Consider the following 18,043-nt stretch of genomic DNA (forward strand, 5'->3'; position numbering starts at 1 on the left):
AAATTGATGCGCTTTTTAGTATAAAAAAGCATTGAAAATAAAACTTATATATATCAAAAATATTCATCAAAAAATGAGTTAACAGCACAATAAATACACATCTGTTAATTTTTTAAGTAATGTTTTACCAAAAAAGGATTGAAATATAGTCTTCTTCTTTCTTAAATTTAGGCTTTATTTTAAATTGATACTAAGAACACTTATCCACTTCTTCCTCTTGGATTAGTAATTTTATAAATTTCTTGCAAGAAAATTAAAAAACCATTAAAATAGGCAATATTTCTTGTCGCTTTATGACAGTCAATTTTGAGGAGAGTTTTGCCTATGAGTGGTTTTTTTAAACGTTTGACTTTGAAAGAGGATCCGAGTATTTATGAGGATAAAGATTCACATTTAGTACGAGTTTTGACAGTGAAGGACTTTTTGGCCTTGGGTGTTGGGACAATTGTCTCTACATCTATTTTTACTTTGCCAGGGGTCGTGGCGGCTCAACATACTGGTCCAGCAGTGGTATTTTCGTTCATCATTGCCGCAATCGTTGCTGGATTAGTTGCTTTTGCCTATGCTGAAATGGCTGCAGCGATGCCATTTGCTGGTTCGGCTTATTCGTGGATCAATGTTATGTTTGGCGAATTTTTCGGCTGGGTCGCGGGTTGGGCATTACTGGCTGAATACTTCATCGCGCTCGCTTTTGTCGGGTCAGGGCTGTCAGCCAATTTTCGAGGTTTAATGGAACCACTGGGAGTTCATTTTCCTAATGCTATTGCCAATACTTTAGGTAGTAATGGTGGCGTCTTAGATTTAGTTGCCGTAGTCGTAATTGCGGCGGTCGCTTGGTTGTTATCCCGAGGAGTCAGTGGGGCAGCTCGAGTTGAAAATTTATTAGTTATCTTAAAAGTTTTAGCAATTTTAGCTTTTATCGTAGTCGGTTTAACGGCCATTCATGTGGAAAACTACTTTCCATTTATTCCTAAATATCGTCTTAACAGTGATGGTACTGCCTTTGGTGGTTGGCAAGGAATTTATGCTGGCGTTTCGATGATTTTCCTATCATATATCGGTTTTGATTCGATTGCTGCAAATTCCGCGGAAGCTAAAAATCCAGGCAAAACTATGCCCCGGGGAATTCTGGGTTCATTAGTAATTGCGGTCAGTTTATTCATTGCCGTAGCACTTGTTTTAGTAGGGATGTTCAAGTATTCTTCCTATTTGAATAATGCCGAACCGGTCGGTTGGGCCCTTCGACAAGCTGGACATCCAATTGTTGCCAGTGTCATTCAAGCGATTGCTGTTATCGGGATGTTCACTGCTTTGATCGGGATGATGTTAGCCGGATCACGTTTGATTTATTCCTTCGGGCGTGATGGGATGCTTCCTAAGTGGCTGGGAAAACTCAATAACAAGAATCTACCTAATAACGCATTACTCGTTTTGTCCGTGGTCGGAATTATTTTAGGAGCCGTCTGTCCGTTTGCATTCTTAGCCCAATTGATTTCCGCCGGGACTTTGATAGCCTTCATGTTCGTGTCACTAGGAATTTATCCATTGCGCCATCGTGAAGGAAAGGACATCGCCGACCCTGATTTCAAGATGCCACTGTACCCAATTTTGCCTGCACTGGGATTCTTAGGTTCGCTGGTCGTTTTCTGGGGACTGGATATTCAAGCAAAGCTGTATGCTGGCGGCTGGTTTGCCATCGGATTAGTAATTTACTTGGCTTATGGAATCCGCCACTCAACTCTCGGTAAGAAAGCAAAAAATCCAGATAAAAGCAAATAAAGTGGTTAGACAAAGTGTCCAATCACGTATGAAACATTTATTTATAAAGGCTTACAAGAGAAATTATCATGCCAAATCCGATCTTTTTTAAAAAATATAAACATAAAATGCGCCATTTTTTAAAAAGAGAACTATAATGATCTTGTAACTAAGGAGGTTGTTAGATATGGCAGAAGTAGATCCATCAAAGATGGCAGATGCAGCCATTGCAAAAGAACCAGAAGTATTGAACCTAAAGATGAGCGAGGCTTTCGACTGGAGCGATGATAAGACAGTTGTCCGTGACGCTATTTGGGATTATTTCATGGAGAACAACAATCACGACACAGTTAAGACCGAAGAAGCAGAAAAGCCATTCTTGGATATGAAAGATGACGAAGTCCGCGACTGGGTTGAAAAGAACCTTAAGAAGTAGAACTGATCTTTAAATTTAAATATTGCTTTACCATTCCTTTAGAGTACAAGAAGTGTTCTCTAAAGGATTTTTTTATGTCTTTTGGTGTGTAGTATGCCGCTCCTCCGCAACAAAGCTGATTGGGCGGCAACGTGCTGGGCTGACTTTGAGCTTTTGCAAAGTACGCAAAATCTCAAAGCTCAGCCTTATTCTAAGCAATAAATTGCTAAGAATAATTTCACATCTGAGCCCATCAGCTTTGTTGCTCCGGTGCTGAATAATGGATCTATGGTTTATATAATTTCCGTTTTTTTAGAAATAGATGTTCTATTGGAATTAACAAATGTTCTTATTTTTATGGAAATGAATTTTTAATTGGCGTCACACTACGTTAGAAAACAGTTCTTGGAGGGGATGTTTTATTCTGTTTAGTGGTTGGATGTAGTGTGTTGCCCTCCGTAACAAAGATAATTTTGCTGGAATGTAAAAAAAGAGGATCTTATTAGAATGCAATTTGCTGTAGCTCTAATAAGATTCTCTTTTATTTACTTTCTAATTATTCTAATCATTGTTTTTTAGTAGTTTTGCAACATTAACGGTTGGAAGAATGTAAGCAGGAAATTCATTTGATTGTGAGGTTAAATTTGAAATAGTTGCTCTTAAATAAGGATATAGTATTGCTACAGCATTATTACGTATTAAGCTGTCAGGTCCAATATTGCTTTCGTCTTCGGAAGATATGTACTCAAAAGTTCCTTCTAAAGAACAAGAAGCTTTAAAGGGAATACGATTATCCTTTAGCGAACCAATTGATGCACTAATCTCAACAACAATTTTATCGTTTTTTATTTGATTATTGAATTTTAGTTTTGGCTTTAGTGCTATTTCAGAATCGTTTTTAAAATTATCGTTCTTAGTATAATTCATTTCTTTAACAGTATATCCATTGAAGTTTAAGACAGCCATTAAATTGCATCTCCTAATATTTTATCGAAATTATATGAATCGGATTTTAGATTATGTTTATTTTCAATACTCTTTGATTGGGAATAGTCATTTTTGTTAATTTTATGATTGATTTTATCGGTTAGTTCATTTGGAATTTCTTCTAATGGAAGTTTACCAGTGTATTTAAATTTTTCTTGAATCAATTTGAAAATTAAATCTTGATATTTTGTTTGGATTCTCTGATTATTTTCAATTTGAGAAATATTTGAGTATCCTAAACCAGTTAATTTGGAAAATTCTCTGACAGTTAAATTAAGTGTTTCCCTTAACTTCTTTAATTCACTGGGCTTCATAAAATTCTTAACTTCTCTATATGCATTAAAATCTGCGTATACGTTTTCCATTGGATTATTAAAATCTACCCAAAGCTCGCCTTCAGGATCTTCCCAGTAATGATGATTCACAATCAAGTTGTCGATATCTTTTACGGTACATTTTTCTAGCAACCATTTTTCTGTGTAGGCTTCGGAAATTTCTTTTTCTTCGTTGTAAAAAATCTTTTTTTTATTCATATGTTAAATACCTCCTGTATGAAAATAATCATTTATAGGGTAGGTACAGTGGATATTCTTGCTTATGAATTGAAATCCACATGATAATACCACTTGGTTTATCTTGAAATTTTAAATAACATTTTTGATTAGAAATAGTTAATCCGAATATCCAGATATTACCTGGAATAGGAGGGATATGGTCATCAAGTAAAGGACCTGAAGAATAGTCTCTCCAAGATAAATCATTGTAAATAATATTAAATATAGCTTCTTCACCCAATCCTAGGATAGAAAGTGTTTGGTAATTTTTACTTCTATGACTAAGTTTCCAAAAGAATCTTTTCTTTTTGATAACTTCAATAACTTTCTTTATCTCATTTGGATTGACCATTTTTGTCACGCATCCGTTGCAGATTTATTGAAGTAATTATAGCATCTTTTGTTATTCAGGAGAAACAAAAGACTCACATGTACAATTGTGTCTTTTGTTTTGTTTGTGAAGTATGCCGCTCCTCCGCAACAAAGCTGATTGGGCTGGAACGATGTGGGCTGACTTTGAGCTTTTGCAAAGTACGCAAAATCTCAAAGCTCAGCCTTATTCTAAGCAATAAATTGCTAAGAATAATTTCACATCTGAGCCCATCAGCTTTGTTGCTCCGGTGCTGAATAATGGATCTATGGTTTATATAATTTCCATTTTTTTAGAAATAGTTGTTCTATCGGAATTAACAACTGTTCTTATTTTTATGGAACTGGATTTTTAATTGGTGTCACACTACGTTGGAAAATGGTTCTTGGAGGAGATATTTTGCTCTGTTTAGTGGTTGAATGTAGTGTGTTGTTTTTGAATGAAGTTAGACAAATTGAGAAACGAACGCTTATAACGTGTCCAGACTATAAATCAGTTCAACATATACTCTTAAATAGATATAGTATCCCATTCAGAATTTACCAAAATACTGCATAGATTTGAACTCTAGTCTGGAGTAACAGCTCTGGGAAATGCTCAGCCGTGAAATTTCACTTAACGCTTTAGCGTTTAGTGAAAGACCAATCTTGGAGACAATTTTCGGTCTTAAAATTGGCTTCAAGTTGCGTCCACAGCGTTCCAGCGTTTCCCAGAGCTGTTGCGGAAGACGGCAATGTAACGCCACCCAAAATAAAGACCAATTACTATTCAGCCCAACGTCTAGTCCTGCAAAAAGAACTTCTAACAAAAAAAGGACCTCCAAAAAAATTTGGAGGTCCGTAATATCAGGGAGGTGAATGATACTAGTTTGTTTATTTAAATATTTTTAGAGTAAAACAATTAATTCTTGTTTACCAACTACTATAGTAAACGGTAAATATGAAGAAAATGTGAAATCTAAAAAATAGTAAATTCACTCACTGATTATCGTGTTACTGAAGTGGCGAATTCTGGCTCGCTGGTAACTTGACTTGAAGCATCTTGATTCAACTTCATATTAGAACTTTGGGCCCATTCATTAGTCGAAACTTGATAGAAAGTATGGCCATATTTATTTTGCACCATATTACCAACTTTCCAATTAGTACCTTCAGCTAGTTGTCGACTTGAAAATGCATCCATTGAAGTATCATACAAATCAGCTGGTCCGTTGACAACTTGTCCAACTAATTGTTGATTACTTTGATCTTGCGTGTTTTGTACGTCTTGAGTAGAAGTTGCGGCTTGAGTTTGTGTAGTTGTTTGTGTTTGTCCAATATTCAAATCACTAGCAGCTACAAATTCATTCGTTGCAACTTGATAGTAAACTTTACCATTGATAGTTAAAGATGCGCCTAGTTTCCAGTTAGAATTAGCAGGCAAAGTTACACCTGTGATTGCCTGACCTTGACTGTTAACAACAGCAGCATTCCACTTAGTTGTGGCATTTTGACCAGAAACAGATGTATCAACTTGTGGAGTGGCGTCAGAAATAACAATGCTACTTGCAGCGATCCATTGATCAGTGGCGACTTGATAATAAGTAATGCCATTGATTTGAGTCGTTGCGCCAAGTTTCCAAGAACTGAAGTTAGGAAGGTAAGTGCTCGTGATAGTTTGACCTTGAGAATTGACCAAGACACCACTGCCACGACGAACCGTACCGACCAAATTACTTGGAGTAGCTACAGCCGCATCAACATCTTGAGGAGACAAGTTGGACAAGACAGCCGGAGCGATTAAGAGAGCCAGCGCTGAACCAATAAGAGCTTTATTCTTTTTCATCTATAAACCTCCAATCCTTATTTTGCGGTTCATAGTAAACTTATAATGCAATCAAAAATTAATCAATAAGTGTTAAGAACAGTTAACAGAAACGTAAATCTTTCTTTAGAATTGAGCAATTTTCTCTCAAAAAAATTTTGATAAATGAATATTTTAAATAGAAATCACGCAATTTAGACAAAAAAATATCTAGAGAGTGTCACCTCTAGATATTTATTACAATTAATTTTGGATCTTAGCATCGTCAGGTGTAACAGTAGTCCGACCGTCTTTATAAGCATTCTTGATCGCACGAACAATATCGTTGTCACTCCAAGCACCAGCGTTAACACCTTGCTTAGAAAGATCTTCACGAGCCTTATTGATGTCGGCATCAGTGATCGTCTTACCGTCGATTTCTTTCTTCTCAGTATCGAAATCACCGTTAGCAGCTGGATTACCACTTTGGTTAGAATTGCTATTAGCTGAGTTACTATCAGTAGTTGTTGAAGAATCATTATTTGTATCTGAACTACTACTATTGTTATCAGTATTAGTATCAGTTGTTGTATCATTTTCAGCTTTGACAGGTAGATTGGCTAAAAGCTTCTTAGCTTGCTTGTAAAGGTCTGAATAATATTTCCCCTTGATACCTTCAAAATTAGTTACTTGTTCAAGCAATGTCTTAGCTTGATCAGGTGAATCATTCATTACATCTTGAGCTGTAGCAATATTCTTAGTGAAATTACTACGATTTGTCTTGATTACTTTAATTTGCTTTAAGAGTTTCTTAGCGTGTTTGACCATCTTTTGATTACCGTTATCTTGGTCAGTCACTTCATTAAGAGCGTTCTTGGCACTGTCAAATTTTCTTTGGTTCATCAACTTCTTCGCCTTGACCAAGTTTTGTGCTTGGACTTTTGAATCATGCGCTTTGTCAGTTTTTTTCGCCTTAATTGCGGAAGCAAAGTGATCCATAGCTTTTGAGTATTTCTCATCACTTACGGCATCATTTCCCTTAGACATCTCAGTCTTATAAGTACTACTACTGTTGTCAGTAGACTTTTGTGCGCCGTTACTGCAGCCAGCTAGCAATAGTGCCACCCCAGTTGTTGCTAGTAATAAAGCTTTCTTCATTTTGAAATTCCTCCATATTGTTGCTGTAAGAATTATACCATGTTCAAAAAAATTTCAAAAAATATTTCCGTTTTTGCCATCACGCTTCGTTAGTATTTGTGTAAGTTACTTAAGCCGGCCAAGAACTTACAAAATAAAAAAAGAGGTAAGAAAAATGAACTGGAAGAAAACATCAATCATCGTCACATTGAACAACGAAAACTACGCCCGCGGTAAGAAGGCTAGAACTTTCAATAATATAGTAGAAAATCCGACTGAAGAACAAATTAAGCTTTTCACAGATGCCTTACTACTATTATCAAACGGCGACACACTTGGTGACACAGAAGTAGTTAAACACGACACATTAGACTAACAATAAAAGGGGAATATTATGAAAAAATTACAATTGAAATTTAAGACAGCTGACGGTAAGAATAAGGATCTAGTATTAAGTTATGTCAAGGATGGTTTGGACAAGGACACAGTTAGAGAAGCCATGAACAAGATTCAAGCTAGTAAATTGTTTGAAAAGAATACTTACCAACTTTACAACGAAATTCTTGGCGCTAAGTATGTTGATCGTGAAGAGAGCACTATCTTCTAAGCGGTTCCAGATTTTACTAAAAATTATTCAAATATTTAAGGTATAAGCCTTGAGCCTACGACTTATTTAGAATAGAATAAGAGTAGGCTCTTTTGGGTTGATAAAAATTTATATAGTCAATGCTTAAACATTTTATGCATGAGATTTGAACTTTTTCTTAGAGGAATTTGTTAATTTAATGCGTTTTCGTATGGAAATGTTACAAAACTGTGATATTTAATACAGAAATGTTACAAAAGTGGGGACTTTTTAAATTTCAGTTGATTCACAAGCCGGAGTTTCATATAATGATTGTCAGTGGGATAGCCCCACGACAATTAAAATAATAAATTCTTGTAGTCCAGGGGAGGATTAACATTGAAAAAATCTATTAAATATGCAGGAATCGCTGCTGCTACACTTCTAGCTGTTGCTCCAGTTGCTGCTCCTGTTGTTTCAAATGTAACAACTGTACAAGCTGCTACAGATACAAACACATCTGCTGTTACAGACTATGCTAACCAATATAATTATGATTATACTATTGCTGCAAATACAAGTGCTGAAAAAGCTGCAAACTTTGGTACTGGTATTAAGATTGCTGATTTTGACAGTGATGCTTTCTATCAACAAATCGTTAAGTATGGTCTACAAAATAAGAATGTTGATGCATTAACAAAAGCTGGTACAACTGTTGATGTTGCTGCAGTTACAACTGATGGTGTAAAGGTTTCAACATTGGATGAATTAAACCAATACTTATCAGATAAAACAACAAAGGGTGTTAAGTTGACACTTACATTCAACTACAAGACATCTGATGGTGCTGATGCAACACCTATCGTTAAGAATGTTACTGTTACAAAGGCTGCAGTTGAACAAGCTGTTGACCTAAAATCAGCTGCTATTTCATACGATAAGAGCACAAACGTTGCTTATGGTACATCAGCTGCTGATTACAAGCTTGTTGCTACAGCAAACTTGTCAGTTAAAGATAACAATGGTAATGAATTGACAAATGCTAAGGAAGATACAATCACACCTTCAGTAAGTCAAAACTTCTATAACTCATATAATGATGCTTACAATGGTACAAATGGTGCCGCTGTTTCAACATTTGACAAAGAAAACGCAACATATTACCAAGTAGTTACTGGTACATTTGCTGCTGATTCAGCATTTGCTACATTGTTGACAAACCATGCTTTACATGCTGATCAATATGGATTGACTGTTAACGGAACAACACCAACTGGTAGTTATACAGATCCAACATCATTCCAAACAAAGACAAATGCTGATGGCACAAAGTCATTTACGTTGATTCGTGAAATTCATGTGGGTAGCAAGGAAGCTGCTAGCTGGACAACAACAGATACAACTGGCGTTGTTACAACAAAGACTGATCACTCAGTTTACACATTGAAGAATGATGACAACGAAACAATTGCTAACCGTGGATTAGCTGCTAACTCAGCATGGAAGACAGACAAAGTTCGTACAAATGCTAACGGTGACAAACAATACCGTGTTGCTACTGGCGAATGGATTGATGCTTCTGATGTAACATATTCTGATGGTACTTCAAATAGTAGTGCTTTAACAGACATCAAGGCTGCTTCTGGTGTTGCTACATTGACAAAACCAGCTGGTTACGTAATGTCATTGTTCGGTGATGACGGTAACGTTCTTGACCGTGGTCTAGCTTCAGGTACTGCTTGGAGAGTTGATAAGACTGCTAAAGACGCTGCAGGTAACACATACTACCGTGTTGCTACTGGCGAATGGCTACAAGCCGGTGAAGGCGTTTCATTCAAGTAATTATTAATTACTGAAATTTAAAGGTTCGCGTAAGCGAGCCTTTTTTTTATGCACTTTTTTAAATTTGATTGAAAAATGGCTGTTCGTCAAATTAAGTTGATGGCAGTTTACATAAGCAGTTAGACCATAATTGGTCTAGCTGTTTTTTTATTTGGCTGAAGAGCTTGCTCGAAGCCAAAAGATTTGGAGATCAATCCGCTTAATAAAGTTACTCCAGTTTCGATAGCCATATGCACCATTCTTTATTTTCTTTATCCTTCCAATGGTTCCCTCTAAAAATCCATTGGAGTAATCGAAGTGTAGAGCATTTAGTACTTGCTTTCGATATTTTCTCAGTGATTTCATAGTTGTATCCATAAGTGTGTTCAATGAATGATAATCAAGTATTGTTTCATTCATTAATTCAACGTCACTTGTTTCAATAGCTTCTAAAATATCTTGATAAGTCTCATAAGACTTGGCAAAGCCTTCGTCTAAGTCCAAACATTTTGTGATCAAGTTCAAATCTGTTTCATAATAATTTACGCTATATTGATACTTAGGCGTTACTTTTTCGATGGAATCGAATGGTTCCAAGAACTTCTTCCAATCTCGTTTCATGAATAAATATTCTTTACTGCGCTTGGGCATAGTTTTCATTACCTTAATTCTTGCAGAATTAAGAGAACGATTGGCCATTTGAACAATGTGAAACCTATCAACGACTATCCTTGCCTTAGGGAATAATTTTGGAACGAGATTGATGTAACCGGCGTTTAAGTCTAAAGAAACGGTTTGTACTTGTTTTCTGGCTTTTAAAGAGAAGTTCTCAAAATATTTTTTAATTTGATAAGAGGTTCTTCTAGGCAAAATATCTCCAACTCGATGATCGTTACTATCTAACCAAATAAAACTTAATTTATCCGTCGCCATGAACTCATCAAAGGCCATGTGCTTTGGTAAAGAGTCTGTGTATCTGTTTTTATGTAGTTCAGCTTCTTTATCAATAATACGTTGAACGGTCTTATCTGATACATTAAATCGTCTGCCAATATCTTTAAGAGATGTATTATGAGCAGCCTCAGACAGAATCATCTGTCTGACCGGCTGCGCAATTTGACAATAATCCCAAACATAACTAGTTTTAGCTACAAAAATTGATCCGCAAGCTTTACACTTATATTTTTGACGCTGTAAAAAGATATAAGTTGGGCGTAGGGTTAAGGACGGAGCTATTATCATATTTGAATTGAATCCGTCTTTAATTACGTGGCCTGTAAGGCCACAATTAACACAACGCTCAACGTCCTTAGTAAGTTTCGCAAAATAAACTAAGGATGTAGTTCCATGTATATCCATAAAAACTGAATCATCAGTGAATATAATATTCTTGTCTTTAATTTCTAAAGAATTTCGTATAGAATTATCTGTTAGGGGCATCATTCAAATTCCTTTCATTGTAAAGCTGTAGAGGGTTGAACATCTAAAGGACATGAGTGGTGTCTTTTTTGATGCTCTTAAAAACATTTACTAATAAATGGTATACAAAAATAGAGTTGATGGCAAAATGCCTATCAACTCTATTTATCGTACAACCTGAAAAATGCAATTAGCTTTAGGATTAACCTTATAATTGTTTATATTTTGCTATAATTGAAAATGCAAAGAATAATTGTCACATAGGGGAGTAATCGTGGGGAAAATTAATTTGAACAAACGTGTGATTAGCTATGTTAGAATGTTTCTTTTATACGCATCGCTATCCATTTTTATGTATGAAATTATAAAACGAGGATTTGTTTGGAACGGAGACGATATTTATTATCATTTTCGAAGAATTATGGATTTACATGATAATATTCACAATGATTTCATGGCATCCAATGTATCATTATCGGATTTTGGACAAATAGGTTATGGATTAAATATTTTTTATCCTTGGGTTACTTTATTACCATTTGAACTCTTTTTTAAATTATCTGGTAATTATATTAACTCTTATTATTATGGTTTGCTGTTTTATTTTTTTATTTCGTTTTTAGTAAGTCATTATTCTATGAAAGAATTTTCTCATAGCAATAAACTGGCAATCATTTTTTCGCTAGTCTATAATTTTGGGACTTATCGACTAGTTGAACTTTTACCACGTTCGGCCGTGGCAGAATATGTTGCTAGTATCTTTTTGCCACTTTGTTTTTTAGGATTCTATGAAGTCCTTTTTGGAGATAGTAAAAAATGGCATTCTCTTGCTATAGGAATGTCACTGATCATTTTTTCTCATGTGTTGACCACTTTTATGTGTGTACTTATGTTTTTACTAATTTTGATATTATTCAGTTTTAAATTACACATTACAAAAAATAGACTTTTAAATTTGGTCAAAGCAGTAGCGGGAACTATTCTTTCAACCTTGGTTTTTACTATTCCATTCTTATCAGAAGAAACTTTTCAAAATTACGGGGTTCCAGATCCACAAATTCTTGAAGGACAAGATATTTCTAAATTATTGATATTTGGAATAGATAATTCAAGTAAACGAATGGCTGAAGGTAGTATTTACAGTATAGGAACTATCCTTGTACTAGGTTTGTTAATTGGTGCAATTTTACTGAAAAAATTTGATGCCAAATATAAAGGGGTTTATCTCTTATTTTTAATGACATTTGTCTTATCGTCCAACTTGTTTCCCTGGAGATTTTTACAACACACACCGATTCAAGTCATTCAATTTCCATTTAGAATATTAATGTTTACTACTTTATTTGGTTCAATAATAGTTGCCAAGTCAGTAGAAATAATCTTTGATAGTTCATTTGATAAAAATTTTTTAGTCGTGTTGTTACCAGCAATTGTAATAATGGGAGGACTATGGGCCTCATCAATATTGAATACTACTGAACATTCTTTAGTTTCGAAAAAGGAATTTGTGATTTCAAACGAAATGATTAAAAAGAATGCCATACCAGAAACGTACTTAAATCAGTATGTACCTGCAAGAACTCAGAAATATTTACCTGATATACTGAATCATGAGGTAAAAATTAATGGGCATGAAAGTTTTCAGAGTCCTAGGGTTATTGGATTTGCAAATGAATTCAAACTTGGAAATATAAAAAAAGGAGATAGAATTGACCTTCCATACATTGACTATAAGTATACAAGAGCCTTCTTAAATGGGAGAAAATTAAATATCATTAAAAATGATAAAGGTATTGTTGAATTTGAATCTCCAGTTAGTACAAATTACGCTAAAATTGATCTGACCTATGATTCCAAAATGTCAGTAAGTCTGTATCTAATCAGCATATTTAGTTTATTAACAATTTTGCTGTTGGATATTTATCCTAGATTTAAAGTTAATGTGTAAAAAAATTATAAGTAAATTTAATTGAGTAGAAAAAATAACTCCCTTTACGTTATGATGAAAGTTGAATAACAAAAAGGGAGTTTTTATTGTGAAGAACTTAAAGAAAATTGGTGTGTTTTTAGCAGCCTGTTTGTTAGTTTTCAGTACATTCTCTTTCGTCGGGATCAAGAATGTTTCTGCGGCTGACGATGTTGCTTATACGATTGGAACAACAAAGGATATTCCATCGGCTATTGCTTCCATGGGTAAGAATTTGAATCGCTATACGCAAAATAATTTGAATGCGGACGTTAAAGCCTACGATTCAACTAAGGATTTGAATAGTGCCATTACTGATGGAACGGTCAATGCGGCGGTGACTGATTTAGTTAACTATGCTGCTTTATCGAAAAAAAATTCTAGTTGGAAAATTGTTGGAACTATGCCCGGTTATTTTGGCTTAGCCTCTAACAAGAATATTAAAAGTGTTAAGAAATTAAAGGGTAAGACGATTGCGGTTGATAAGAGTAACATGTCGTATTACTATTTGAAGAATCTTTTGAAGAAGAAAAAGGTTAAGTTGTCGAAAGTTCACATTAAACAAGTTGACTCACAAGAGGATCGAGTAAATGCTTTGAAGGATGGTTCAATTGACGCTGCGGTATTATCAGATCCGTCATTGACCGAAGCTAAAGTTAACGGTTCGAAAATTTTGAACCAACAAAAGAAGGGTGCCGACAATGGTAACGTTTTGATTGTTAACAGCGACTACGCTAAGAAGAATATTTCTAACACGAATATTTTGGCTAGTGTGATCAATGAGCAGATCGGAACTATCAACAAGACTAATTCTTACATGCAAATGAATAATTCTTTCTCTGAATATAATGTCAGTGGAAAAGCTGTTACTAAGTTGAATTCCATGGATGTTAAGTTCAAGAAGATGCACAAAGTTAAGAAGTCTAACTTTAAGAAAGCTTACAAGTTTGCTAAGCAACAGAAGTTGTACAAAGGTAAGATTAATTACAAGAAGACTACTATTAAGGTTCGTCATATTAAATAGAGATTGGATTTTAAAGCAAAAAAAGGAGCCACGTGATCATTTGATTGCGTGACTTCTTTTTTAGATGACAAGAGAAAATTTAATTAAACGTTAAATGAATTTTCTGATTTTCTTCCAGCATAATCCTATAGCTCCCAAAATTGCCAAACCTATTACGCTTAATAAGGAAGTAAACTTATTACCTGTTTGTGGTAATTTTTCATTTGTTGCGTTTGTAAATTGAGAATTTGTTAGATTGAGTTTGTTAGCTTTTGCAATGTTTGAATTGTTGAGATGTTTTTCGTTTGATAGATTCTTAATTGAAGAATTCTCATTAACATTGTTGTTACTTTCAGTGGTTAGGTTAGATTCTGTGGCAGTATTTTGATTGTTGGTAGAATTATTGATGTTGGTTGTATGATTAGAAATTTCATTGTTTGAGTTTGTTTCATTGTTATTTGGAATAATTGTGGTATTGGAATCGAGGCTAGTGGTAGGACTGGAATTTGTGTTATTAGTGTCGGTTACTGAATTGGAGTCGCTGTTTCCTGTATCAGAATTAATAATTGAACCGGTATTACCTGTATCAGGGTTAGTAGAAGAACCAGAACCAGTGTTACCGGAATCAGGATTAGTAGTAGAGTTAGAACCAGTATTACCAGTGTCAGAATTAGTTACAGAACTGGAACCAGTATTACTTGTATCGGGATTAGTAGTAGATCCAGAACCACCGGTATTACCTGTATCAGGGTTAGTAGAAGAACCAGAGTCCGTGTTGCCAGTATCAGGATTAGTAGAAGAACCAGATCCAGTGTTACCAGTGTCGGGATTAGTTACAGATCCAGAACCAGTGTTACCTGTATCTGAACTAGTAGAAGAACCAGAGCCCGTATTACCAGTGTCAGGATTAGTAGTGGAACTTGAACCAGTGTTGCCAGTGTCGGGGTTAGTAGTAGAACCAGAACTAGTGTTACCAGAATCGGGATTAGTTACAGATCCAGAACCAGTGTTACCTGTATCTGAACCAGTAGAAGAACCAGAGCCCGTATTACCAGTGTCAGGGTTAGTAGTGGATCCAGAACCAGTATTACCTGTATCGGGATCAGTAGAAGAGCCAGAACTAGTGTTACCAGAATCTGGATTAGTTACAGACCCAGAACCAGTATTACCCGTATCGGGACCAGTAGAAGAGCCAGAACCAGTGTTGCCAGTATCAGGATTAGTAGTATCAACCTTTGTATATTGCATTTCTACAGTTCCTTGATCAGGGCTAACTGTAATAGTAGATGTTGGATTTACTGCTTTGTAGTTAGCAATTTCTGGAGCTGTTAAGGTTGCTGAAGAACCTACAATTCCAGAACCAGCAGAAATTGGATTACCGATTTTAACGCCGTTTTCGTCAACTGGTTGAACCATCAAAGTTACTGGATTGCCGGTATAAGTAAAGTGAATGCCAAAGTTTGAGTGGGCGGCTAAAGCACGTTCGTCCATTGTACTTTGAGCGTCTGGACTACTGATGAATTCAGCATATTGATCAGGTGTGAGATTGTAACTGTAATCAGTATCGGTGCCGCCGAAGTAACTGCCTGTGGCATGAACTTTAATGCCAGTTAATGTGTACCCGTTGATAGTTGCTTGAGCTACAGTTGGAAAGTCGGCTGCGGGGCTCAATTGAGGAGCTGGCAAAGTGCTTACGACAGTTGGGGCGTTAAATGTCTTAATGACGTTACCTTCTTGGTTGACAGCATCCAAAGTAATAGTTGGATCTGGATTTTCCATATAGTAGAAGGTCTTAGTAACATTACTCGAAGGCCAGGTTATGTAACGTGTTGGAGTCGTCAGTCCACTCATTAATGAGTTCAATTGATATTGACCAGTATTAAAGACTGTGCCACCTGGACCAAAGAATGGCAAATCGGCCGGGTTAGTCTGTGGGGTTGGAGTCAAATCGTCGGCGGTCAATTGGCCACTGTCAGGATCAATGATCGTCATTGGTGGTCTGATACCTTGAGATTTGAAAGTACTGCCATTTGTTGGATCATCTAAGTTCCAAGTATTCGTTTGTGTGAGTAAAGTCTTACCAGTGTTTTCGTCCACATAATTGTAAGTTGTTGTAACTTTAGGTAAGGCGTAAATAACATCGATGACGACATCCTGATTTTTAACTGGAACATCCAATTCACCAGCCAAAGCATTCGCATTCCAAAGTTCGTATTGACTGACATTTTTGACTGAACTATTCAAAAGTTTTACCAAACTAGGAGTCCAGCTGAGAGGATACGTTGAATTAGCAGGGGCACTTGAAACGGGAATCAAAGCTCCGAGTGGATTGCCAGATGTGTCGACCGCTTGAAGACTGATAGTGTGTTCAGCGCTTGCATCAGTACTTGCAGTACCCGTATTAGTTACTTGAATACCTGTGGTTGGGATCGAACTGAATTTTCCATCATATAGATATGAACCGTTGTCATTAGGATCGATATCAGTAGCTGAAATATATGGGAAATCGATTGGGCCTTGATTTTGAGTAACTGTCACGCTAACAGAAGGAGTCATAGGTGAGTAACCAGTAACTGTTGGTGCAAAAATAGTAGCATTTTGACCAACAACGCCAGTACCGACAGCAATTGGAGCACCAACATCATTGCCTTTTGGATCAACTGGTTGAATGTACAATGGAATACTATTAGTTGTATATCCTAATTGAACTTCAACATTTTGATGATCGCCGATACTACGATAGTCGTAATCTGTTTGATTGCCTGACAATAATGATTCATATTGTGAAGGTGTTATTTGATAAGTCGTCGTCTGATCTGGTTGACCAGTTAAACTATTAGTTTCAATAACGGTAATACTATTTAAAGTATTATTATCGATATTGGTTTCAGAAACAGGTGGCAAAATTTGATTTGGGGTAACCGTTTTGTCAGTTGGTGAAATGGTTGAAGTACTAAAGGTCTTGATAACATTACCGAATTGGTCAGTAGCGTCAATCGTCATCGTTGGTGCAGTTGCTCTCTTGTACCAGAATTGTTCAATTATTTCTTGAGATGTGACTGGATATTGCATGATATCTAGTGGCGTAATTCCATTAGATTTAGTTGGATCAAGGATGTAGTAACTGTTGTTCAAAATCATCCCAGTTGGGCCAAAGTATTGAACGTTACTGATGGCACTGCCAGCATAGTCAGAATTATCTTCAATACTAAAACCTGAATCAGTTTGGACTATCTTAGGAACTTCAATTCCATCTTTTAGTGAGGCGTTGGTTTCAAAATGATATGGTCTCGTTCCGCCAACGATTTCTTTACCGGTAGTTTCATCCATGAATTCGTAATGAATTTTAGTTGAAGGAGCTTCAAAGTAGACCGAAACCATGATATTGCTATTATTTAAATTGATTGTTAATGGTTGTTGATCATAATCTTTGTTCCATGGTGCTTGTATATAAGTAACAGGTGAAGAAGCCATCCCTGTAGATAGTTCATTTTTTAAAATCGTTGGACTAATCGTTACACTACTGCCAGGATAACCGTTGTATGCAGAGACAGGAGAACCGATAACTTTTCCATCATTTGTAACAGCTTGGACAGAAACGTTATATTGACCAAGACTGTTTGGGGTGGAATTTGGAATATTGGTAATGGACATACCTGAATCAGGAACCTTATAAGCGGGAATAAAATTACCATTGTTATTTAAAGTGTAATCTGCCGCTGGTTCCGTATCGGTTGTGTTAGTAGTAGGAGTTGCCGAATTATCAGTCGTAGACGTAATTACTTGAGAATTATTAGTAGTTTCAGTATTATTTGTGTTGTTGGCTAATGAAGTTGCGGTAGAAGTATCAGATGCTTCGTCGGATGAAGTATTTGATGTATCGCTTGCATTGCTAACGGATGAATTTGTTGCAGAAGTATTAGATGTTTCGTCGGATGAAACATCAGAAGTACCTGTAGTATTTTTATTTAAAGTTGGTGAAGTTTCTGATCCAGCAGTCGCTTTAGTAGTGATTGCTGCATTAGAGGCTTCATTATTTTTTTGGACCAAAGTTGAAGTAGTCGAATTAATTGGTGGGTCTTCATTCGTCGCAGCTTTAGCTGTAGATGGGAACAATAATAATGATGCTCCACTTAAAGCTACTGCAATTGCTAAATCCTTATATTTGATTCTGCTAAATGTTGTCGAATTATTCTTTTTCATAAAACAAGCCTTCTTTTTATATCAATTATTCGTCAAGTTCAGAATCTATTGCTCCACTTCTTA

15 protein-coding genes are annotated in these 18,043 nt (G+C 35.9%); 7 read left to right on the forward strand and 8 right to left on the reverse strand.

Features of this window, described 5'->3' with window-relative positions:
- The first annotated feature begins 324 nt into the window (after positions 1-324).
- The gene (locus U8521_RS04745; RefSeq protein ID WP_334332074.1) at positions 325-1,779 is read left to right on the forward strand and encodes an APC family permease; all 1,455 of its coding nucleotides are present in this window, start codon (positions 325-327) and stop codon (positions 1,777-1,779) included.
- Between the two features lie 166 nt (positions 1,780-1,945).
- Positions 1,946-2,194, forward strand: coding sequence for a P8 family protein (locus U8521_RS04750; protein WP_442885952.1), 249 nt, complete (start codon positions 1,946-1,948; stop codon positions 2,192-2,194).
- Positions 2,195-2,734: 540 nt separating this feature from the next.
- Here U8521_RS04750 and U8521_RS04755 read toward each other — a convergent pair.
- The 6 genes from U8521_RS04755 to U8521_RS04780 form a co-directional block, all read right to left on the reverse strand.
- Complete coding sequence (locus U8521_RS04755) at positions 2,735-3,139, reverse strand: protein-export chaperone SecB (protein ID WP_334352017.1); 405 nt, start codon at positions 3,137-3,139, stop codon at positions 2,735-2,737.
- Positions 3,139-3,693, reverse strand: a complete 555-nt coding sequence (locus tag U8521_RS04760) for a helix-turn-helix domain-containing protein (RefSeq protein WP_334332076.1) — start codon at positions 3,691-3,693, stop codon at positions 3,139-3,141. Before U8521_RS04760 ends, U8521_RS04755 begins: the two co-directional genes overlap by 1 nt.
- Before the next feature lie 28 nt (positions 3,694-3,721).
- Positions 3,722-4,066, reverse strand: a complete 345-nt coding sequence (locus U8521_RS04765; RefSeq protein WP_334352019.1) for a hypothetical protein — start codon at positions 4,064-4,066, stop codon at positions 3,722-3,724.
- 550 nt (positions 4,067-4,616) lie between these two features.
- Entirely contained in the window at positions 4,617-4,892 is a 276-nt protein-coding gene (locus U8521_RS04770; protein WP_334352020.1) for a hypothetical protein, read from the reverse strand.
- A gap of 176 nt (positions 4,893-5,068) precedes the next feature.
- Positions 5,069-5,908 (reverse strand): SLAP domain-containing protein, encoded by an 840-nt coding sequence (locus tag U8521_RS04775; RefSeq protein WP_334352021.1) that lies wholly within the window; start codon positions 5,906-5,908, stop codon positions 5,069-5,071.
- Between the two features lie 222 nt (positions 5,909-6,130).
- Positions 6,131-7,024 carry a hypothetical protein gene (locus U8521_RS04780; RefSeq protein ID WP_334352022.1) on the reverse strand — a complete coding sequence of 298 codons (894 nt, stop codon included), beginning with the start codon at positions 7,022-7,024 and terminating at the stop codon, positions 6,131-6,133.
- A 154-nt stretch (positions 7,025-7,178) separates the two neighbouring features.
- Here U8521_RS04780 and U8521_RS04785 point away from each other — a divergent pair, with 154 nt between their 5' ends.
- From U8521_RS04785 to U8521_RS04795, 3 genes are all read left to right on the forward strand, one after another.
- Positions 7,179-7,379, forward strand: a complete 201-nt coding sequence (locus tag U8521_RS04785) for a DUF1659 domain-containing protein (RefSeq protein ID WP_334332080.1) — start codon at positions 7,179-7,181, stop codon at positions 7,377-7,379.
- An 18-nt stretch (positions 7,380-7,397) separates the two neighbouring features.
- On the forward strand, positions 7,398-7,610 hold the full coding sequence (locus tag U8521_RS04790) for a DUF2922 domain-containing protein (RefSeq protein ID WP_334332081.1): 213 nt from the start codon (positions 7,398-7,400) through the stop codon (positions 7,608-7,610).
- Positions 7,611-7,967: 357 nt separating this feature from the next.
- Positions 7,968-9,410, forward strand: coding sequence for a hypothetical protein (locus tag U8521_RS04795; RefSeq protein ID WP_334352023.1), 1,443 nt, complete (start codon positions 7,968-7,970; stop codon positions 9,408-9,410).
- Positions 9,411-9,557: 147 nt separating this feature from the next.
- Here the strand turns inward: U8521_RS04795 and U8521_RS04800 are convergent, their stop codons facing one another.
- Entirely contained in the window at positions 9,558-10,829 is a 1,272-nt protein-coding gene (locus U8521_RS04800; RefSeq protein ID WP_442886122.1) for an ISL3 family transposase, read from the reverse strand.
- A gap of 253 nt (positions 10,830-11,082) precedes the next feature.
- On the opposite strand from U8521_RS04800, the gene U8521_RS04805 reads away from it, so the two are divergent.
- Both U8521_RS04805 and U8521_RS04810 read left to right on the forward strand, forming a co-directional pair.
- On the forward strand, positions 11,083-12,756 hold the full coding sequence (locus U8521_RS04805) for a hypothetical protein (RefSeq protein WP_334352025.1): 1,674 nt from the start codon (positions 11,083-11,085) through the stop codon (positions 12,754-12,756).
- Between the two features lie 88 nt (positions 12,757-12,844).
- Positions 12,845-13,798, forward strand: coding sequence for an ABC transporter substrate-binding protein (locus U8521_RS04810; RefSeq protein ID WP_334352026.1), 954 nt, complete (start codon positions 12,845-12,847; stop codon positions 13,796-13,798).
- A 90-nt stretch (positions 13,799-13,888) separates the two neighbouring features.
- On the opposite strand, the gene U8521_RS04815 is transcribed toward U8521_RS04810, so the two are convergent.
- Positions 13,889-17,980 carry an LPXTG cell wall anchor domain-containing protein gene (locus U8521_RS04815; protein WP_334352027.1) on the reverse strand — a complete coding sequence of 1,364 codons (4,092 nt, stop codon included), beginning with the start codon at positions 17,978-17,980 and terminating at the stop codon, positions 13,889-13,891.
- Positions 17,981-18,043: the final 63 nt, after the last annotated feature.

Origin of the sequence: Companilactobacillus miaonis (genome assembly GCF_036913615.1) — a bacterium.
Classification (GTDB): Bacteria; Bacillota; Bacilli; order Lactobacillales; family Lactobacillaceae; genus Companilactobacillus.